Origin of the sequence: Pseudomonas sp. R3-56, from assembly GCF_051132075.1 — a bacterium.
In the GTDB taxonomy this organism is placed as follows: domain Bacteria; phylum Pseudomonadota; class Gammaproteobacteria; order Pseudomonadales; family Pseudomonadaceae; genus Aquipseudomonas.
Genome location: NZ_CP071657.1, coordinates 3,624,471 through 3,644,447, shown reverse-complemented (window position 1 = coordinate 3,644,447; position 19,977 = coordinate 3,624,471). Strand labels below are relative to the sequence as shown.

The following is a 19,977-nucleotide window of genomic DNA, read 5'->3' as shown; positions in this document are numbered from 1 at the left end:
CAAAATATGACAGGGAAGCTTATGAATAACGTTTTCAAGGGCAGTGCCTCCATCGGCAATTCCGGTATCAAGAAGCACTTCAAAACAGCGGAACGTTGGCAACCTCTATTCGAGCTGGCCTGGAATGGCTTCGATGCTGCCGCAAGTACCGTATCCATAACCGTATTTGAGAACGAAATGCACGGCGTTGAGCGTGTAGTTGTGCTGGACGACGGTGACGGCATAGAGTTCGACACCTTGAACGACACGTTCGGAAGCTTCAATGACTCTGCGAAGAAGGTCAACCTCGCGATGAAGGGGGAGCACGGTCGCGGGCGTCTTGCGTTCCATCTGCTTTGTCGCAACGCATCCTGGTTCACTAGGTTCAGCAACGTCGATGCAGTAATAGACGTTGCCGAGCCGACCATCAAAGATTTTGAGGGGCGACTTCTAGAGAGCTCTGAGCAGAGGCTGGAGCTGCTGACCCTAGGAAAGGGCACTCTGGTGGAGCTCACGCATTTTACGGGCGTTCTGCCGGAGTCGGATGAGCTTCGCGAGTTATTTTCCGTCGAGTTCGGTTGGTATCTTGCCGTGCATCCAGAAAAACAGTTAGTACTGAACGGAGTGCCCGTTCTGGTTCCGAAACATGAAGTGGTTCAGAAAGAAATTGCGGCCGAGGATGCTGTCTTTCAGGCCCAGGTGTTTCGCTGGGAGCAACGGCCCACCTCGGAGAGGTCATACCTATATCTGCTCAACTCCAGTGGGACACCTGTCTACAAAGTACTGAGCTCGCTCAATCAGAAGCCGAATTTCTTCACCAGCATATGCGTGACATCCGCATGGGCTGACATCTTCTCGAAAGAGCCGGATCTGCTCACTCCTGAGGAACACACGCCGGCCTCGCCAACTTGGAAGAAGTTCAAGTCACAGTTGGACCGTTTGAGCCAGTCTGTGTATGACGATTTCCTGCGCGTGCGAGCCGAGGAGGTGGTACAGAGTTACGAAGATGAAGGCTACTTCCCGAGCTACGCGGGAATGGATGACACGGAGAAAGAATGGCGGCACCAGTACATCCGCGAGTTGGTGCGTAACATTTACATCGCTGAACCGCGTGTCTTCCACAAAACCAACAAGAAGCAAGCGAAACTGATCATTCGTCTTTTAGACAGGCTCGCCGTCTCAAACGAGAACGACGCCCTGTTCGAGGTGCTTGAAGGTGCGCTCGACCTTGATGAGAAGTCGATGCAAGACCTAGCGAAGCAGCTGCATCGCACCTCGCTCGAAAATATCGTTTCGAGCATCGAGGTGCTGCAACGACGAGCTACCGCAGTACAGCAACTGCGATATGTGATGAACGAACACTACCGCGAGGTTCTCGAAACGCCTGACTTGCAAAAGGTCATCGAGGCCAACACATGGCTGTTCGGGCCACGCTACGAGACCATAGGCGCGGAGGAGGATACCTTCGCCAAGATTGTTCGTCGCATGCGGGATGAGGTCATGAGACGGTCGCCACTGAGCATGGACGACGTAGATGAAGAGGCCGATTTTCCCGGTGCGCAACGACAAGTAGACCTCTTTATGGCTCGAAAATTTCCAGCTTTTGATTCGTTGGGGAATCGGGTCTACAAATGCATTGTGGTGGAGATAAAACGGCCGGCGATATCTCTTAACAAGAAGCACCTTCGGCAGCTTGAGGACTACGCGGAAATCATCGCAAGCGAGCCACAGTTTAAGTCGGAGAAGATGCACTTTGAGCTCATCCTTCTTGGACGTCAGATTTCTTCTGCTGATTCCATCATCACCAACCGGTTGAAAGCTCATGTCTTGCGAAGCGACCCTGGCCTCGTGACGGATGACCCGCGGATGAAACTGTATGTCATGAACTGGTACACGCTGCTCGATGGGTTCGAGCTGACGCACGGCTTCATGCTCGACAACCTCAAGCTAAAGCGAGACGATTACGCCGACGCGACCAAGGAGGGGTTGGTTGCAGAGTTGCAGGTCGAGCACTAAAACTAGGAGCGCTACCCCCGAATGAGCCGCGCTAGATGGCTGAGGGGATGTGGATTTCGCCGGCCATCTCGCAGATACCGGTGGATCAGATCTTCAGCTTCATTGACCGAGCTAAAAGCCGCGTTCGGCTTGTGGAGGAGCACCCCACTCAGGCATTGCATTCCCGCAGCAGCCAGCGTGAGCTCTGAGGCAACGTTTCGGGATGCTGCACCATCAACAGATGTTCCGGCGACTTCTCGCGGACTGGATCAACCGCGGCTCTAAAGGACTGGATTACGTATTGGACTAGCGGTGCTCGTACGCTAAACACAACCGCAGCCGTTCCCCCCATGTATTCCTCCCTTACCATTTGAGCCTGCTCAGCGGACAGACCTATATGGGGGATTAAACGTATCGACGTTATCTGCTGCCACTCCAAGTCTTCATCTTCCCCAGGTAGGCTACTACCGCTTTCTGGGCTAACTGCGGAGATTCTTCCAAGATTCATATCTCGGAATGCTGCAGCTTTTGCACAATAGGCTCGAAGGTGCCAGCGTGGTCCGGCCTGAATAAATGAGTGAGGACGAATCACGCGCTCATGCGGTTCTGGGGTGCTCATTGAGCGGTAAACGATTCGAATGCAAAGACCAAGCCGCATGGCTCGATGTATTTGAGAGAAAAGCGGGTGTCGAATCGCGGTGGCATTGAGCTGTGTGCTTTCGATGGGCACACCTGTCGAGACCAAGTTTAGGCTTCCAAGCGCCCCAGCTAAACGCTGGTATTCGGAGAAGACTCCAAGCGTTAGCGCGGGCTCCAGATTCCGTGAGCCTACGTAGCTCTTAGTCGACATCTCCGGCTCACAGGCCGCGGGATATTGCTCACGGAATCTCGCAATGTCCCGACTGGCCAAAGTCTCGTGGATATCAAATAGATCAAGCAAGCGAGATCTTGAGACTCGCCCCTCCCAGAGAAGGAGTATCTCGATCGCTTCATATCTTTCTTTCGGAGCTGAATTGCGTCGGGGCATAGCTGTAACCATGGAAGAAATTGTTTGAATGGTGACAGCATAGATGCATCAATAGATCTATGCTGCGGTAATATTATTAAATTCACGCCGAGTGTTGGGAATGGACGCTATAACACCACCTCTGTTCGAACGATTGCCGAAAGATTTATTTCGGCCTTTAGCGGCTGAGAACAATCACCGCTACTGGGATGTTCTCAGCCGGCTCATGGCGGAGATGTGGGGCGAAGGCGGCAGGTCTCCTGGGGAAGAGGCTCCGAAGACAACAGTCATTCGGACTATCGAAACATTCCTCGTTGCTGATGATCCATGGGATGAGCTGGGAAGCCCAATCAACATTCGGGCCCATGGCATTTATCAAGTTTTCCTCACTGCAGGCTGGCTAAGCCAGCGCCGGCGTGGGGTGGTTGAGCAGGTGACCGTAAAGCCTGTCATCGCTCGATTCTTCGCCGTTCTCGCTGAGTTTGCACAGAGCAAACCCGAGTTTCTAGCCGGAAAAGTCCGTTCAATTTTCGTTGCGCTGCGTGAAGTGGCATCTGGAAATGCACCAGAGCTATATCACGAGGCGGCAACGCAGGCGAAACGATGCATGGCTCATATCACCAGCACCAGTTGCCGCATTCAGGACCTTATGGATGTATTGGTAACCAAAACTACCGCGAGTGAGTTTGTCCGAGGGTATTTCGAAGAGTATATCGAGAAGCTCTTCATCGCTGACTACAGCGACTTTCGAACAAACAACCACCCCCTGCAGTTCCGTTCACAAATCATCGGCCTGGTCCTGCAGTTTCAGCACGATGCGGACATGCGAGCGACGCTCATCAATTGGTACGCAGACGGTGCCAACGGTCTGGTGCGAGCTGAAGCACTGTATGAGCGAGACACAGCCTTGCTTATGCGACTGCGCGATGTGGAAAAACATTTGCAGCGCTTGGACGAAGAGATTCGTGATGCCCACCAGCGAGCTATGGCTTATTTCGAATATAAACTGAGATCTCCCGGCAACTTCGACAAGTTGATAAGCCGGGCACTGAGTGCTCTCGGCGGCATGGAAGAAGACCATCCATCCCTTCCAGAAATATCGGGCCATTTTCATGCTTCCGAATTTGGCCTGGCCAGACCGCGCGCGGCGCAGCGACCGCATGAGCCAACACACGTTGAGCCATACAATCCGACGGTCGAGGAGCTTGCCATGGAAGCACTTCGGCAGCGAATGAATGCCGAACGCAATGTCACGCCAACCAAGCTAGCCAACTATGTCGCCGCCCATCTGGGACAGAACACGGAAGTCATTTCCGGCGACCTCAGAATCGAATCAATTAGCGATCTGTGCTGCTACCAGCGTCTGCTCTTAATCGCATCGCGTGACAGCTGCCCACCAGCCAAAAGAAAAGATGACCCTCATCTTCAGATGGTTCCGGGCATGCATGTCGTTTTTGTACCCGACGCAGAAACCAAGAACGAATACATGGAACACCAACAATTCGTGATCTATGCGAGGAAGCTATGACAGTGAATTGGGAAAAACTGGCAGAGCAGACGGAAGGAATTTACGTCAGCGCTGATTTTGAGAGAGCTGGGTACCGGCTCATGATGCAGCAGGTCTTGTACGCAAGTGATCGTCTTAGCCGCGGACCGTACCATCTAATCGTCAAATACTTTCCGGCTTATCGGGAGGCATTTTCCAACTTCGGTATGGAGATTCAGCACAACCCGCATCACTCCTACCTAGTCGCCACCCCCAATCACAATGTCGCTGAAAAAATGCTCATGGACGAGACGCGGTTGGCCCTTGTACTTCGCCGTCTCTACGACGACCGGATGCAGCTGGCTGAGATTAGCGATGGAGAGGCCGTCATTTCCTTGGAAGAACTTGAGCGCGCCTACAAGGAATGGCTCAGTCGTGAGCTTCCGGAGCGAAGCACGCTACGCGAGCTCGTTAATGCACTAAAACGGTACGGCTTTCTCAAGGTGCCAGATGCTGAAGATGGACAGCCTTTCAAGATCGTGATTCGCCCAGGAATTGTCGAGTTGCTTGGAGAGACTGCGCTGCACCAACTTGCAGCCCATTCACCGGAGCTGGATGAGGTAACTGATGATGAAACTGCTTGAGAACATCAACCTGGTCCAGTTCTTCCTATACGAAGCAAAGGACGTAGAAACCGGTCTAAACACAGCGTTCCTTGGCCCTAATGGGACTGGGAAATCTGCGCTACTTGATGCGATTCAGGTAGTCATGCTTGCTGCCGATGGCAACAAGACTCACTTCAACGCATCTAGCGAGGGCAAGCACAACGCTCGCACTCTCCGTGATTACTGCCTAGGCTCTTACATTCCTGGAGGGAGCACTTACGCCAGAACGTCCGCTAACACATACGTAGGGCTTGTTTTTCGGGATAGCGAGACCGGGATACCTTTCACAGCAGGTGTGTCCATAAGAGCTTATTTGGATGAGCCAAAAGCTGAGGTAAATGGATATTTTATTCTTCCCGGCGTAGCTCTAACCGCTAAGCAGTACCTTCAGATCGAGGGCCTTCGTGAGACGGTGATGCCTTGGCGCGCCTTCCAGCATATGGCAGTTGACTTGTGTCGGTTGGAATCTACAAGCCCAGTATTCTCGTCCCAAAATCCAAGCGACTTCCTACGGCGCCTTTTGATCGACCACTTGGCCGGGCCCGGTGACAAGCCAAATCCACAGTCCCTTCGTGCAGCGTTTTCTCGCTCACTCAAACTTAACGAAAGGATCGTTAATCTGGATGCGACTCTACGTCAGCATCTGATAGAGCCGATGCCTACAGGGGTGAAGCAATTTAGGGCTAGGTTGGACGACGTTCGGGATCTGCGTGATCTCATCGCGCGGCTGAGAGTCCGTATTGATCGGGCAACTGAAGTGGCTGATAAATACGCGATAGTTAAGCGCGAGCGCACATCAGAAGCGAACCTTATGGTTCTCAAAAATACCTATGCGACCGAGCGTCTGGGTGAAGCTATTGACGCGGGCGAAGCCGAAGCTGAAAAACTGGACGAACAACTGGCGACCGCGACAATAGAGGTGTCCAGAGCTGAGGCGAACATGAAACTGGCAACCGACGCCAGAGATCGTGCTATTGCCGACCTCCACAGCGACCCTGCCTATCAAGAGCAAGCGGGCCGCGCAGAAAGTCTGAAGCAGCTAAGCGAAACGTTGCGAGAAAAGCAGAAGCAACTTGAGTCTGACCTTAATTTAATGGTGGCAGCTCTTAGTTCCGTAAGCGGGTTGCCAGGTATGGACGCGCATCGGCGGCAGCTCGAAAGTACGGCCAACCATGCCCACTCTTTGGAGCAAATGCGCCGTGCCAGAGAGATACCTCCAGCAGTAGCTATCCAAGCCGCAGCTCAATCGATGGGGCAAGCATTCGGAATAATGCGCCGTGAAGCCGCCCAGGCAGAGAATGAGCAGGCCCAGGCGGAAGCGAAGTTGCGTGATGCTCGCCTCGCTCAAGAACGAGCTATAAAAGGCTTGTCCTCCTTGCATGACTCCACCACACACCTGATGGGAGTGCTTTCTGATGCGGGCATTAACACGGTGCCTGTTTGCGACTTGGTTACGGTCTCCGACGCTAGCTGGCAGCCTGCCATTGAAGGCTGGCTAGGTCGGCATGCCGAAGCATTGCTCGTTCAAGAAAGCCAAGAGCTCGACGCTATTAGGGTCTATCGAAGCAAGGCCGGCAGCAACATCTATGGAGCAAAGCTGGCACTCCCCAGCCGAGTCCGCGAGTGGAGTGCTAAGGGCAATGATCAATACGCGGCACAGCTGATTCATGGCCAAAACCTCAATGCTGTTCGGTATCTGCAAGGTGAGCTCGGCCGCACCGCGCTCGCAGAAACCGATGATCAGCTTCGCTCTGGTGTCAAAGCAATTTCCAAGGAAGGCATGGTCAGCTCTGGAGGAGGAATTGAACGGCGACGCCTTCCTGGATCCAGCGAATTGCGCCTCGGGCGTACAGACAGCAGTGCGACGCGTCAGCGTGCCGACTTAGAACTTCAGTCGGCCATAACTCAATTCGAATCAGCGTCTGAAATGGCCCAAAAGTTTCTTTCCGGATTGAAAAAATTAGCGCCGTTCTCGGACCCGGAAGCACTTCAGGCTGATATCGAGGGCCAGTTCATTGCAGTAACGCGGACCGCAGGCGCGGTGGCAGCCTGTCAGGCTGCCTTAGGGAGGACGTTGACCGACTCTCTAGATGTGCTTAATGCGCAGAAAAAGCAGGCGGATGATGACGCAATCAAGGCCAGAGATCTCGAATTGCGTTGGGCCTCAGAATCCACTCGCCTCGCGGAGAAGAAGCTGAACCTAAGCAGCCAAGTCAACACGATAAAAGCCCAGCTAGAGATTGAGTTGGTACAGGAGCGCAAAAGCCGCCTTAATCCTCTCTACAGTGCGAGCGAGGTTGAACGCCATCGAACCCGCTTGGATGAAAAGCATGGAGAGCAGTGGAACGATAAGCTCCTTCATCTCGACAGCTCGATTCAGAGATCGCGCACCACGGCTTCAACCTCGGATCGCGAAGCCTGGAACCTGTTCGCCAACTTCATCAGTGATTACAGCCTCAAAAACAACGATGTTCAAAACCAGGATTGGCTGCGCGCGTATGAGTTTATTTTGGCCGAGCGCAAGCGCATTCAGGACTTTGAATTGGTCGAGCAGGAATACAGAGCGGAAGAGGCCTACTCTGCAGCCGTAAAGGTGTTCCGTTCAGACGTTGCTCAGTCGCTGCTTACCGGATTCGATCAAATCGAAGAGCAAATCACTGGGCTGACCGCTGTGCTCAAGTCTGCACCGCCCTTCACGAACGATGAGCGATACGAGTTCAAGTACAAGGTCGTCGATGAACACCGAAATCTCCATGATTTTCTTCGTCGCGTTCGTACACACGGCGTAGACGACGATCTCTTCGGTGGCCCGGGCGAAATCCCGGAAGAGTTTCGTTTGCTGGTAGAAGGCGACAGCTCTGTGTTACTTGAGGAGACCAGTCCGCTTAACGATCATCGTCGCTTCTTCAGCTACGACGTTGAGATTTTCCAAAGCAACGTGTCCGTCGGCATGCTCAGCAATCGCTTCGGTTCGGCGTCCGGCGGCGAGCATCGCACGCCTGTTTACCTCATCTTCGGTGCGGCTCTGGCAGCGGCCTACGGTAGGTCCAAAGGAAGCCGCAGTGGCGGCGGAATAATGCTGCTGGATGAAGCATTCGAAAAAATGGATCCGCAGAACATCAGAGCTGCTGTTCAGTTTCTCAATAGCCTTGGACTGCAGTTAATCATGGCTGGTCCAGAGTCGGACCAAGGCAAGCTTTCGTCCTTCTTGAGCATTTACTACGATATGGCGCGCTTTGGTACTCGCAATATCCAGATGAAGAAGAACGCTGTCCTTAATCGCGCGCAGGAGCTACTTCAAAGCGACAACTACTTGCTCAACCCAGATATTTTGACGCGAGAAATAACTCGTCTCGCCGAGGAGCAAAGCAATGCTGGGTAATGCAGTCCTTGCTCGGCTGCTGGCTCGGGCAGAGCGCGCTCGGTTGAGCGGAAGTACCCGTACTATCCGAGAGTCATTCAAATCGCACGAGTCCGCTTATTGGAAACAAAGCCTTGATGAGCGCGATCACATGCATGCTCGCATGCAGGCAGCCAAGGTGACTGGTGCCATCGAGCTAGAATGGGCTAAGCAAGGAGGAGATGATCGCCCTTTGGAGGCAATTGTTCTCCGAGATCTAGATAAGCTTTCGCAGTATCTGGGGGTACCAACTGTCGGCACTTCCGTAGCTAAGGCAACTGGCTTGCTAGCCCCATGGAAGCATGGCCCACGGGTAATGGAGCTGCTCAGCAACTGGGGCAGTCTAAAACAGGTGAGATCACTTGGTCCAGATTCGGCAGCCGATTTCGTAGATGCACTACAAGTGCTCGATGCGGTTTCCGGTGCTAAGGAAGACCAGGTCCTGCGCCAGCTCAGCGTCCAGTTGTTCAGAAACTCAAAACGCCTCGAAGCCCTGTGCAAACACATTGATATTTTGACCGCCGAAGCATTCAACTCACCGGCACGGCACTGGAGTGAAGTCTTTGGCTCCATAGGTATATCTAAAGAGCCTCAGCCGTTCCTACTTGCCGGTATCGGAGAACTGCGGCTAATTGGTGGAGCTGAATGTCCCATTGTCCGCCCGTTTCTAGGGGTTGCGAACTCAGCGATTGCTGGCTATCAAGGCGAGCCCGAATGGCTTTTAACAATTGAAAACCTGACAACATTCCACCAAGCAGCACGAGCACTCGGAACAGATTTGAAAGGAGTGGTTATTTACACTGCGGGGATGCCCTCACCAAGCTGGGGAAAGGCCTATGTACGGATTCTTTCGCGGCTTCCCAGTACTTGCTGCGTGTATCACTGGGGAGATCATGATGAGGGTGGATTCAGGATTGCTGCTCGAATAGCGCAGTTTGCCGCCCAACTAGGCCGATCAATCAAACCGTGGTCAATGGAATCGAATGCCTGGGAGGACAGTGGTCAGATGGCCAGCAAAGAGCAGCTTGGCTCGATGGTGAGAAGCGCAATCAAGGCTGGATGGCAAGATTTGGCCGATGAGCTAAGACCGATACTTTTGGAGCAGGAGGGGCAGCCACTCTTACTCCCCCCCACCAGTCTTCCTAAAGCGTTCAACGTGTGCGATGAGAACTGTGCCCGGCGTCGGTAGCCTCGGATTTGGCCATCAGCCGGTCAAATTATGAGCGGGCGAAACTCTGTGCCCTCCGTAAGCGTCCAGTCGACAATGCCGGCGCGCGCCGCGTTGGACATCCGACACTGAAAAGACTCGTTGGCTGAATGATCAAAGTACCCCTGTGCTGGATGACGGCACCTATCGCGGTAAAACAGCGGCTTTTTGATCGCAAGCCGATGTTCACAGAGGTAACGCCAACGGGCGTGATTTGGGCCGATGGGCAGCACACCGAAGTGGACAGTTTGATTTTTGCGACCGGATTTCGCCCGAACCTGAGTTTTCTGGTAGATCTGCACATGGCGGGTAATGAAAGTCTGACTCAACGCAACGGAGAGGCGGAGCATGTGCCGGGTTTGTATTTCGTGGGATTACCGAAGCAGCGCAATTTTGCTTCGGCCACCCTTAGAGGCGTTGGGCCAGATGCTTCTCACATCATCCCCAGTTTGATGCGCTACATCGAAAATGCATCGCCCCCCGTGTTCGCTTGATGCCGGGTATCGGTTTCTCCCGCTCAGCAGTGCGCCTACTTGTCTTTCTGTGTAGTTGGCAGGCTCCAAGTGGCGATGAAGCACAGCAACATAAGCCCGCACATCACGCTTAGCAGAACTGATGCTCCGAAGCTGTCCAGAACGTAAGCGGCGGCGATGGGACCGCAGGCTTGGGCGACTAGGACGGACCTTGCGAGCAGTCCCATTCGTACGCCATATCCTTGAGGCCCGAACAGCGCCAAGGGGAGGGTACCGCGAGCGATGGTGAGGATGCCGTTACCGGCGCCGTAAAGTGCTATCGCCACAAAGGCCAGCCAGGGCAGGCCTGAAATCAGCAAGCCAAGCCCGATCAAGCAAAGCAACACACCTGCTCGTGCGGACCAGGTCGGGTGGAGGTTTCTGCCTATGGAAAACTCTGCCACCCGTGCCAAGACTTGCGCGGGGCCAATCACCATGCCGATGGCCAAGGCCACAGCGGTCGCGATGCCCAGTTGCTGGAGAACATTGAGCAGGTGTACTGAGATACCTGATACGACCAGCGCCAGAACCGTCAGCATTGCGGCAATCAGCAAAAACAATTGGTGGGTGGTCCCAGGGCGAAACTCTGACGCATCGGTTGATTCGACCATTACCGGATGGGGCGGTTGCCTGGTGCTGCCGGGAATCAATAGTGCATGGGTGGGCAATCCGATCAGCAGATGAGCTGCGGCGAGGGTAAGGCAGGCGTTTCGCCAGCCGATCCAACTCTCCAGTCCCGCAATCACCGGCCAACCTAGGGTGCTGGCGAAGCCACCCAATAAGGTCAGCCCGGTGATTGACGTTCGAGCCGACTCGCCGAAAAGTCGGCCCAAGGTTGAGAAGGCGGCGTCGTATAGGCCTGCCGCCATGGCAACGCCGATCAGAGTCCAGGCGACATAGTAGGTGGCAATGTTGTCCGCGAGTCCCATCAATAGCATGCCGAGAGCCAGCAGCAGCGAACTGGCGGCCAGGACAGAACGCCCACCACGGCGGTCAATCTGACGACCAACGGCTGGCGAGGACGCTCCCGCCACCAGTAGCCCCCAGGACAGGCCGCCCACCACACTGGTGATGGACCATCCCGTCTCTTTGGCGATCGGAGACGCAAGCACCGCCGGCAAATAGTAGGTCGAACCCCAGGCGAGAATCTGTGTGAACCCCATGGCCCATACGAGTCTGGAGCGATTGATCAGGGGATGAATCTGCTCTGGAAGTGTCACAGTGGATACGTCCATATTTTCGTTGTTAGTAACAACAAACTAGCGCCTTCCTCTGGCTATCGTCAATCGAGATATCAGTGTTGACGATTTCCAGGAATCAGGTTTACTGTTGTGACTGACAACTAATTTGTGACGATTATGGCAAAGCGTAAAAGTGACCCGCTGACTCAGGATGCCGAGGAATTGTATGAGGCGTTGAACCAGTTGGTACGCGTCTATCAGTTTCGGGATCGGGATCGGATCTGCTGCTACGACGTATCAGTAACCCAATGTTATGCCGTCGAGACGCTGGTCAAGAAGGGCGCTCTGCGCCTTCAGGTGTTGGCAGAAGAAATGTTCCTGGACAAAAGCACGGCAAGCCGTGTGGTCGATACCCTGGAACGCAAAGGCTATGTGTCCCGCGTTGAGGATGATGAGGATCGGCGTGCAGTGCGGATCCAGGTAACGGGTGCTGGACGTGAGCTATACGAGAAAATCAGAGCTGACCTGATTGCCGAGGAGCGAGGGATGATCGAGAACCTCTCGGCTGAAGCCAGGCAAGGAGCGCTGAGTTTGCTCAGGCAGATTACACGGGCCACGGAGATTCGCTGCGGGCTTGCGAGTGACTGCTGCCCAGCCGTGAAGAAGGATTGAAAGGGGAGCGCTTCCCTTTTTTTGCCAATAATGTTGTTACTACCAACTCAATGGGGCTCCCAAATGCGAGTTCGTTCAGCTGAACCCAAAGACACTGTTTCAATTGCGGCCATCTACAACCAGGGAATCGAAGAACGCAGCTCTACGTTCGAAACGACACCTCGAAGCCCGGCAGACATGCTTGAACGCATCAACTCTATTGAGCGTTATCCGGTGGTGGTCATGGTCGATGAGGCGGATCAGGTTGTTGGGTGGGCTGGGCTCAGTAGTTACCGCGCTCGCGCCTGTTACGACGGCATTGCGGACTTTTCCATCTACCTGGATAGCAGTATTCGCGGTCAGGGACTCGGCAAGCAGTTACTTCAGTCATTGTTGAAAGAAGCCGAAACGCACGGATTTTGGAAAGTCCTTTCACGCATTTTTACCTTCAATCACGCCAGCCTCGCTTTGTGCGAAGCCTGCGGTTTCCGCCAGGTGGGGGTGTATGAAAAACACGCCTGCCTCGAAGGTCGCTGGCTCGACTGTGCGATTGTCGAGCGCCTGTTTCCGATCAATCAGCCAGCCTGAAGAAGGACTCGAACATGGAAAACAATCAACTTCCGGTCGCCATCATTGGCGCGGGTCCAGTGGGCCTTGCCGCCGCCGCTCACCTGCTGGCCAGAGGTCACACACCGCTGATTCTGGAAGCTGGCCCGAAAGCCGGGTCCAGTATTGAAGAATGGGCGCACGTGAAGATGTTTTCTCCATGGCAGTTTAACGTGGACAAGGAGGCGGCCAAGCTTTTGCTTGCCAATGGTTGGATTCCACCACCGGAAAACGAGTATCCAACGGGCCGTGAACTGTTGGACCGATTTGTTCGACCGCTCGCGGACCTGGACCAGATCAAGCGTCACTTGCAGCTCAAGACCCGTGTTCTGGCGGTCACGCGCCTCGGTCAGGATGTGATGAAGACCCAGGGCAGATCGGCAGCGCCTTTTTTACTGCGTGTCGCAGGAGCAGCGGGTGAACAAGATGTGCTGGCCCGCGCTGTCATTGATGCCTCGGGCACCTACCTGACACCCAACTGGATGGGCGCCCATGGCATCCCTGCTTTAGGCGAGATTGAGCATGCAGCGCACATTACGTACGGCATTCCGGAGGTGTTGGGGCGAGCCAGGAATCGTTATGCCAACAAAAGAGTGCTGGTGGTAGGTGGTGGTCACTCCGCGTTCAACGCCCTTCAGGATCTGGTGCGACTGACTCAGGAGGCGCCGCAAACCAAAGTGCTCTGGGCGATCCGGGGTAACTCTCTTGAGCGCATTCTGGGTGGCGGTGCACATGACCAATTGAAGAGCGCGGAAAGCTCGGCCTGAAGATTCGCCGGTTATTGGATGACGGCGTGATCGAGCTGTTCAGGAACGTCGCTATCGATCAGATTGCCGGCGATGGCCAGGGAGTGGTCGTGAAGGCGGGAGGGCAGTTACTTCCACCCGCGGACGAGCTGATTGTGGCGACTGGATTCCGCCCTGACATGAGCCTGCTCAGCGAGCTACGTATCGCACTCGATCCTGCGACCCAAAGCCCAGTGGTGCTCGCACCAATGATTGATCCCAACGAGCACAGCTGCGGTACGGTCAGGCCCCATGGCGCGGTAGAGCTGTCGCATCCCGAGGAAAACTTGTTCATTGTGGGAATGAAAAGCTATGGCCGAGCGCCGACGTTTTTGTTGATGACGGGCTATGAGCAGATACGGTCTGTTGTCGCTGCATTGGCCGGCGATTGGGATGCGGCGAAAAGGGTTGAGCTGGTCCTTCCGGAGACTGGCATTTGCAACTCGAACTTCGATGAGGCCAATAATCGATCGGAGGTTTCGCCAGCCCAGCGCTCTTGTTGTGGGGCTGGCGGCCACGCTGAAGTCGCGTCTCGGGCCTCGCCTGGTTGTTGCAAAGGCTAGCATCCAGCTACCGGATCCACCCCTTGTTTCAGGGTGGATGCGGGTAGCTGTTTTATTTCTTGACCCTACTCAAATAGTCTTTGAGCGCTTTCTCGTCACCGGACTTAACGGTCATCCCCTCTGGGCCTGCCCCGACTGCCGTGTACTGCTTCGCCGGCTCGCCGTGCGCCTTGAATTCCTTCAACTGTTCTGAGCCGGAATAGAAGACCCAAAGGCGGCCGTCTTCCACTTTGGTAAAGAATCCGGGCTTGTCGTACTGGCTCGCGAAGCTAATGCCCGTAAACAGGGTGGTCAACAAGGCGATGGTGATTGTCAGTTTTTTCATCTCTCAGGCTCCAGGTTGGTTGGATCGGAGCCGAGGCTACCCCCAAGTGCATGACAGGCTTATTACAAAATTCATATATCCGATTTTCCAGATGCACACGCTGGAGTTATGCTGGGTAATTTTGTGCTATCCCAGTAAATGTGGGGCTTGGCAGTGGAGTGAACGGAGAATATGACTTTTTCAGAGTTTTCTTCGGCCTACGGCTTTACTGCTCATGCACGGAAACGTATATTCGAAAAACCGTATGTTAGCTGAGATCTCCACGATGACCAGCAAAACCCGTGTTCTGTTCATTTGTACCGCCAACGCTGCCCGCTCGCAGTTGGCGCAAGCGCTGCTGCGCCATACCGATTCGGAGCATTTCGAGGCGTTCAGCGCCGGCACCGTTCCCACCCAGGTCGATCCACGTACCTTTGACGCGCTCTCCCACCTTGGGGTGAGTACCGAAGGGCTGCGTAGTAAGTCGATCGACGAGTTTCGAGGTGAGCGTTTCGATTTCGTCATCACGTTGTGCGATAAAGCAGCAGCGGAGTGCCAATCCTTACTGGGTGCTGGCGAAGTATTGGCTTGGAGTTTCGAGGATCCGGTCGCCAGCACCAAGCCCGACGCATTTCGCCACACGCTTCATGAAATTCATGAGCGCATCAAGATGTTTGTCTTGGTGAAAACCAAACGCTGAGAATCCATATGGCTGACCATCTGACACCCACCACTGTTTTTAAATGCCTGGCTGATGAAACCCGTGTCCGCACCATGCTGCTCATCACGCGGGAAGGGGAACTTTGTGTTTGCGAATTGACCTGCGCGTTGAACGAGAGTCAGCCAAAAATCTCCAGACACCTGGCGCAGTTGCGCACGTGTGGTCTGCTTTCGGACCGTCGGCAAGGCCAATGGGTTTATTACCGGCTGCACCCAAATCTCCCCGATTGGGTTCATCAAGTGCTGACGATTACGTTCGAAAGCAACAAGCATTGGTTAAGCCCTGATGCCAAGCGCCTTGATGAAATGGGTGACCGTCCTGAACGTGCAGCCGTGTGCTGTGAAAACAAGGTCGCTTGATTCCGCCCTCGACTATGAGACCGCTCGATGAAAATCCTTTTTCTCTGCACTGCCAACAGCTGCCGCAGCATCCTTTGTGAAGCGGTCTTCAATCATTTGGCGCCTGACGGCATGAAAGCCTACAGCGCGGGTAGTCAACCCAAAGGCGAAGTGCACCCGCTGAGTCTCAAAACGTTGGAAAAGGCCGGTATCTCGACGCTCGGGCTGTCCAGCAAGTCCAGTGATGCCCATATGAACTTGGCACCTGATTTCGTCATCACGGTATGCGACAAGGCTGCCGGGGAGGCATGTCCTGTCTTTTTCGGGCCGGCCACCAAGGCCCACTGGGGGTTGGCTGACCCTTCGGAATACCACGGAACTCAGGAAGAGATAGAGGCGGCGTTTGAAGCCACCCTGGAGCAGATCAAAACCCGTATCCAAGCCTTCCTGGCTTTACCGCTTTCTCAACTGAATGCCGAGCAGCTCAAGGCAGAGCTGGCTCTCATTGGCACGCAGTAACCACAGGAGCAATGATCATGAGTAAAAGCCGCCTTTCATTTCTGGACCGTTACCTCACGCTGTGGATTTTTCTCGCCATGGCTTTGGGCATCGGTCTGGGGAGTCTGTTCGAAGGCTGGCCGCAGTGGCTCAACAGTCTTTCTGTGGGCACAACCAATATCCCCATCGCTATCGGCTTGATCGTGATGATGTATCCGCCTCTGGCCAAGGTTCGTTATGAGGAACTGCCGGAGGTCTTCAAGGACAAGCGCATCCTCGTTTTGTCGTTGGTCCAGAACTGGGTCATCGGCCCGGTGCTGATGTTTGCACTGGCGATCATCTTCCTGCGGGACCAGCCGGAGTACATGACCGGTCTGATCCTCATCGGTTTGGCTCGTTGCATCGCGATGGTCTTGGTCTGGAACCAGATCGCGGGTGGCAACAATCAGTACGTCGCCGGACTCGTGGCCTTCAACAGCATTTTTCAGATCCTGTTTTTCAGTCTGTATGCCTGGGTCTTCTTGGGGCTGTTGCCACCGCTGTTCGGACTGGAAGGCAGCGTGATTGAAACCAGCTTTGTCAGCATTGCCGAGTCGGTGCTGATCTACCTGGGTGTGCCATTCCTGGCAGGATTCCTGACCCGCAAGATCCTCATCGCTCGTAAAGGCGAAGCCTGGTTTCAGGAGCGCTTCATTCCAAAGATTAGCCCGCTGACGCTGGTGGCGCTGCTTTTGACTATCGTGGCCATGTTCAGCCTCAAGGGCGACGTGGTGCTGCAGTTGCCCCTGGATGTGTTGCGCATCGCCATTCCACTGACGATCTACTTCGTGGTGATGTTTTTCATCAGCTTCTGGATGGGCAAATTACTCGAAGCTGACTACCCACGTACCACCGCACTGGCTTTTACAGCCGCCAGCAATAACTTCGAACTGGCGATTGCCTTGGCCATTGCCACCTTCGGCCTGGCTTCCCCGATCGCTTTCGCCACGGTGATTGGACCGTTGGTAGAGGTGCCGGTATTGATTTCCCTGGTCGGTGTGGCCCTCTGGCTGAAACGTCGCTGGTTCGATGAACCCAAGAACACCGTTGCGCAGGACAAAGACTATGTTTGATGACGCTATTCCTCAACTCGATACCGACCTGGCTGATCTTCCCTCGGCAGACAAGCTCGGTATCGAAAAGACCTCCATCCACAAACCGCGCATCTTGCTGCTGTACGGGTCCACTCGTGAGCGCTCCTTCAGTCGTCTGTTGGTGGAGGAGGCCGCTCGACTGCTGGAACACTTCGGCGCCGAGACGCGGATTTTCAATCCGTCTGGTTTACCGCTGCCAGATGACGCCCCCGACGACCATCCACGCGTGAAGGAACTGCGCGAGCTGATGCTGTGGTCCGAGGGGCAGGTCTGGTGCTCTCCAGAGCGTCACGGAAACATGAGCGCAGTGTTTAAGGCGCAGATCGATTGGGTGCCACTGGCCATGGGCGCGGTACGCCCGACCCAAGGTAAAACCCTGGCGGTCATGCAGGTGTGCGGTGGCTCGCAATCGTTCAACGTGGTCAATCAGCTGCGAGTGCTGGGACGTTGGATGCGCATGTTCACCATCCCCAACCAATCCTCCGTGCCGAAGGCCTATATGGAATTCGACGATCAAGGCCGGATGAAACCTTCTGCGTTCTATGACCGTGTCGTGGACGTGATGGAGGAGTTGGTGAAATTCACGCTGCTGCTTCGCGACCGTCAGGACTATCTGGTGGATCGTTATTCTGAGCGCAAGGAGTCCGCAGAGGAACTGATGAAGCGTGTTAACCAGCGGTCGATTTGAAAGGGGGGGCATCGTTTTCGGCTAGAACGAGCTTTGTGCCGCACTTTTCAAGGCATGCCAAAGAGCTTTTGCCTCTGCAAACGCGTGGGCATGCGCAGGACTACGTTGGCACCAAGCATTGAGAGCGTTGGCATCAGTCGTGGTCGCGCGCCCTGAAGTGAGGCGCACGATCCAGTCTTGGGCTTCGCTCTTCAATTGCTCAGCGCATGGAACCGCAGACACGTCGTTCTTGGGAGTTTCATGGTCTGGAGCGTTATTCAAGGCGATGCTTCCGAAGCATCCGGCAGCAAAGGCGAACGCCTGGTGCCGGCAAGCTGTTCACAACTGGCTCCTTCATTTCAGCCTCCTGCTTGAGTGACCGTCAGAGTGAGATTAGCGCCTGCGTAATGACAGGCATATTACAAAATATGCATATATGTATTTTCGAATGAGTCGGGTGCGTTTGCTGGATGACATACTTATCACTTTTAGGATTGGAAGCCATCGTGCCAACGGTTTTCACATCGGTACTCTGAAATATCTCTTGGCCGTCGCTCCGTCAGGATGATGATGAGCCCTGACGTCAAATGTTCTTATATTTGTTTTATCGTATATATTGAAGCCGAATGAATGGCTGCTCCCGTCCTTGGTTTCTCGGCATCTACGTTGTGTTCAGTTGGGCTGCGCAGCTCACGGCACCGTTCAGTTCGGTGCACTTTTTTGAGGATTCTTCATCGTGCAACAGCATCCATACTCCGTTTTGCCCTTGGTGCAGTTCAAAGGCCAGCTGATCTTCACCCCTTGCCCTGGCACAAAGGGCACCCGGCCTTTCGAGGCGCTGCAAACGCTTAAAGACGCTGGTGCCTCGGCATTGCTGACGCTGATGCCAACCGAGGAGCTGCTTCAGAACGAGATCGACCTGCTGCCGGAAGAGTGCCAGATGCTCGACATCGAGTGGTTTCACCTACCGATAGAAGACGATCAAGCACCTGGTGAGGCTTTCAACGCCGCATGGGAGCAGCACGTCCCGCGACTCAAGCAACTGCTGACTGAAGGGAAAACCATCGCCATTCATTGCAAGGGCGGTTCGGGCCGTACCGGTTTGGTCGCCGCTCAATTGTTGATCGAGAGTGGTGTGCCGTTCAGCGATGCCATTCGTGATGTTCAGTCGTTGCGTCCGCGTGCCATTCAGCATCCAGCTCACATTGAATACATCGGCCAGTTCGACACCCAGTCGAACGCTCACTGACAACAGAGACAGAGCACGACAACATGACTATTAAAATTGGCATCAATGGTTTTGGCCGGATCGGTCGCCTTGCTCTACGAGCAGCCTGGAACTGGCCTGAGTTCGAGTTCGTGCAGATCAACGATCCAGCGGGGGATGCAGTAACCCATGCGCACCTGATCAACTTCGACTCGGTGCATGGCCGTTGGAGCAATGAGGCCACCGCCGACGGCGACAACGTCGTCATCGACGGAAAACGGATCAAAGTAACGGGCAACAAATCGATTGCCGAGACAGATTGGTCGGGCTGCGATCTGGTGATTGAGGCCAGCGGCAAGATGAAAACCGTGGCCGTGTTACAGGCCTACCTGGATCTGGGCGTCAAGCGTGTAGTGGTCTGCGCTCCAGTGAAAGAGCAGGGCGCTTTGAACGTCGTCATGGGCGTCAACCAGCACCTGTTCGATCCTGCACTGCACCGCATCGTCACCGCAGCTTCGTGCACCACCAACTGTTTGGCGCCCGTTGTGAAAGTCATCCACGAAAAGCTGGGCATTCGCCACGGCTCGATCACCACTATTCATGACCTGACCAACACCCAAAGCATCCTCGATCAGCCGCACAAGGATCTGCGTCGTGCGCGTGCTTCAGGCATGAGTTTGATTCCGACCAGCACGGGATCGGCCACCGCCATCGCCGAGATCTTCCCGGAGCTGCGTGGACGCCTGAATGGTCACGCCGTGCGCGTGCCGCTGGCCAATGCTTCTCTGACCGATTGTGTCTTTGAAGTCGAACGGGCTACTACTGTCGAAGAGGTCAATCAGCTCCTCAAGGACGCGTCCGAGAATGAATTGAAAGACATCCTCGGTTTCGAAGAGCGCCCCCTGGTGTCCATCGATTACCGTACCGATCCACGCTCATCGATCATCGATGCGCTGTCGACGATGGTTATCAATGGCACCCAGGTCAAACTCTATGCCTGGTACGACAACGAATGGGGTTATGCCAACCGCACCGTCGAATTGGCCAAACTGGTCGGTCTGGCAGTCTAGGGA

General features: G+C 54.6%; 21 protein-coding genes. 17 read left to right on the top strand and 4 right to left on the bottom strand.

Annotated elements, in window-relative coordinates:
- Positions 1-21 precede the first annotated feature (21 nt).
- On the top strand, positions 22-1,995 hold the full coding sequence (locus J3P96_RS16270; protein WP_434652339.1) for an ATP-binding protein: 1,974 nt from the start codon (positions 22-24) through the stop codon (positions 1,993-1,995).
- Positions 1,996-2,143: 148 nt separating this feature from the next.
- Here the strand turns inward: J3P96_RS16270 and J3P96_RS16265 are convergent, their stop codons facing one another.
- Positions 2,144-2,632, bottom strand: a complete 489-nt coding sequence (locus tag J3P96_RS16265; RefSeq protein ID WP_434658214.1) for a WYL domain-containing protein — start codon at positions 2,630-2,632, stop codon at positions 2,144-2,146.
- A gap of 469 nt (positions 2,633-3,101) precedes the next feature.
- Here J3P96_RS16265 and J3P96_RS16260 point away from each other — a divergent pair, with 469 nt between their 5' ends.
- The 5 genes from J3P96_RS16260 (at position 3,102) to J3P96_RS16240 (ending at position 10,232) form a co-directional block, all read left to right on the top strand.
- Complete coding sequence (locus J3P96_RS16260) at positions 3,102-4,508, top strand: Wadjet anti-phage system protein JetA family protein (RefSeq protein ID WP_434652337.1); 1,407 nt, start codon at positions 3,102-3,104, stop codon at positions 4,506-4,508.
- 2 nt (positions 4,509-4,510) lie between these two features.
- A complete protein-coding gene (locus J3P96_RS16255; protein ID WP_434652336.1) occupies positions 4,511-5,110 on the top strand; it encodes a DUF4194 domain-containing protein in 600 nt (199 codons plus the stop codon).
- Positions 5,094-8,513, top strand: coding sequence for an SbcC/MukB-like Walker B domain-containing protein (locus J3P96_RS16250; protein ID WP_434652334.1), 3,420 nt, complete (start codon positions 5,094-5,096; stop codon positions 8,511-8,513). The genes J3P96_RS16255 and J3P96_RS16250 overlap by 17 nt, the downstream gene beginning before the upstream one ends.
- Positions 8,503-9,720 (top strand): Wadjet anti-phage system protein JetD domain-containing protein, encoded by a 1,218-nt coding sequence (locus J3P96_RS16245; protein ID WP_434652332.1) that lies wholly within the window; start codon positions 8,503-8,505, stop codon positions 9,718-9,720. The genes J3P96_RS16250 and J3P96_RS16245 overlap by 11 nt, the downstream gene beginning before the upstream one ends.
- A gap of 128 nt (positions 9,721-9,848) precedes the next feature.
- Entirely contained in the window at positions 9,849-10,232 is a 384-nt protein-coding gene (locus tag J3P96_RS16240; RefSeq protein ID WP_434652331.1) for a hypothetical protein, read from the top strand.
- A 35-nt stretch (positions 10,233-10,267) separates the two neighbouring features.
- Here J3P96_RS16240 and J3P96_RS16235 read toward each other — a convergent pair whose 3' ends face one another.
- The gene (locus tag J3P96_RS16235; protein ID WP_434652330.1) at positions 10,268-11,485 is read right to left on the bottom strand and encodes an MFS transporter; all 1,218 of its coding nucleotides are present in this window, start codon (positions 11,483-11,485) and stop codon (positions 10,268-10,270) included.
- 123 nt (positions 11,486-11,608) lie between these two features.
- On the opposite strand from J3P96_RS16235, the gene J3P96_RS16230 reads away from it, so the two are divergent.
- The 4 genes from J3P96_RS16230 to J3P96_RS16215 all read left to right on the top strand — a co-directional run bounded on the left by J3P96_RS16230 (position 11,609) and on the right by J3P96_RS16215 (position 14,036).
- The gene (locus J3P96_RS16230; RefSeq protein WP_434652329.1) at positions 11,609-12,103 is read left to right on the top strand and encodes a MarR family winged helix-turn-helix transcriptional regulator; all 495 of its coding nucleotides are present in this window, start codon (positions 11,609-11,611) and stop codon (positions 12,101-12,103) included.
- 63 nt (positions 12,104-12,166) lie between these two features.
- Positions 12,167-12,670 (top strand): arsinothricin resistance N-acetyltransferase ArsN1 family A, encoded by a 504-nt coding sequence (locus tag J3P96_RS16225; RefSeq protein ID WP_434652328.1) that lies wholly within the window; start codon positions 12,167-12,169, stop codon positions 12,668-12,670.
- Between the two features lie 14 nt (positions 12,671-12,684).
- Positions 12,685-13,455, top strand: a complete 771-nt coding sequence (locus J3P96_RS16220) for an FAD-dependent oxidoreductase (RefSeq protein WP_434652327.1) — start codon at positions 12,685-12,687, stop codon at positions 13,453-13,455.
- Positions 13,456-13,481: 26 nt separating this feature from the next.
- Positions 13,482-14,036, top strand: coding sequence for a hypothetical protein (locus J3P96_RS16215; RefSeq protein WP_434652326.1), 555 nt, complete (start codon positions 13,482-13,484; stop codon positions 14,034-14,036).
- 52 nt (positions 14,037-14,088) lie between these two features.
- On the opposite strand, the gene J3P96_RS16210 is transcribed toward J3P96_RS16215, so the two are convergent.
- The gene (locus J3P96_RS16210) at positions 14,089-14,361 is read right to left on the bottom strand and encodes a hypothetical protein (RefSeq protein WP_053183713.1); all 273 of its coding nucleotides are present in this window, start codon (positions 14,359-14,361) and stop codon (positions 14,089-14,091) included.
- A gap of 265 nt (positions 14,362-14,626) precedes the next feature.
- Between J3P96_RS16210 and J3P96_RS16205 the strand changes: the two genes are divergently transcribed.
- The 5 genes from J3P96_RS16205 to arsH are packed head-to-tail and all read left to right on the top strand — an operon-like array spanning position 14,627 to position 17,718.
- Positions 14,627-15,040: an arsenate reductase ArsC gene (locus J3P96_RS16205; protein ID WP_434652325.1), complete on the top strand. Its 414-nt coding sequence runs from the start codon at positions 14,627-14,629 to the stop codon at positions 15,038-15,040.
- A gap of 8 nt (positions 15,041-15,048) precedes the next feature.
- A complete protein-coding gene (locus tag J3P96_RS16200) occupies positions 15,049-15,420 on the top strand; it encodes a metalloregulator ArsR/SmtB family transcription factor (RefSeq protein WP_082112043.1) in 372 nt (123 codons plus the stop codon).
- 27 nt (positions 15,421-15,447) lie between these two features.
- Positions 15,448-15,918: an arsenate reductase ArsC gene (locus J3P96_RS16195; RefSeq protein ID WP_434652324.1), complete on the top strand. Its 471-nt coding sequence runs from the start codon at positions 15,448-15,450 to the stop codon at positions 15,916-15,918.
- Between the two features lie 17 nt (positions 15,919-15,935).
- Positions 15,936-17,009, top strand: coding sequence for an ACR3 family arsenite efflux transporter (arsB, locus tag J3P96_RS16190; protein WP_434652323.1), 1,074 nt, complete (start codon positions 15,936-15,938; stop codon positions 17,007-17,009).
- Positions 17,002-17,718 (top strand): arsenical resistance protein ArsH, encoded by a 717-nt coding sequence (gene arsH / locus J3P96_RS16185; RefSeq protein ID WP_053183718.1) that lies wholly within the window; start codon positions 17,002-17,004, stop codon positions 17,716-17,718. Before arsB ends, arsH begins: the two co-directional genes overlap by 8 nt.
- 21 nt (positions 17,719-17,739) lie before the next feature.
- Here arsH and J3P96_RS16180 read toward each other — a convergent pair whose 3' ends face one another.
- Positions 17,740-17,886: a DUF4880 domain-containing protein gene (locus tag J3P96_RS16180; RefSeq protein WP_235433055.1), complete on the bottom strand. Its 147-nt coding sequence runs from the start codon at positions 17,884-17,886 to the stop codon at positions 17,740-17,742.
- Between the two features lie 547 nt (positions 17,887-18,433).
- On the opposite strand from J3P96_RS16180, the gene J3P96_RS16175 reads away from it, so the two are divergent.
- Together J3P96_RS16175 and J3P96_RS16170 are read left to right on the top strand one after the other, a co-directional pair.
- Entirely contained in the window at positions 18,434-18,946 is a 513-nt protein-coding gene (locus J3P96_RS16175; protein WP_434652322.1) for a cyclin-dependent kinase inhibitor 3 family protein, read from the top strand.
- A gap of 23 nt (positions 18,947-18,969) precedes the next feature.
- Positions 18,970-19,974: an ArsJ-associated glyceraldehyde-3-phosphate dehydrogenase gene (locus J3P96_RS16170; protein ID WP_434652321.1), complete on the top strand. Its 1,005-nt coding sequence runs from the start codon at positions 18,970-18,972 to the stop codon at positions 19,972-19,974.
- Positions 19,975-19,977: the final 3 nt, after the last annotated feature.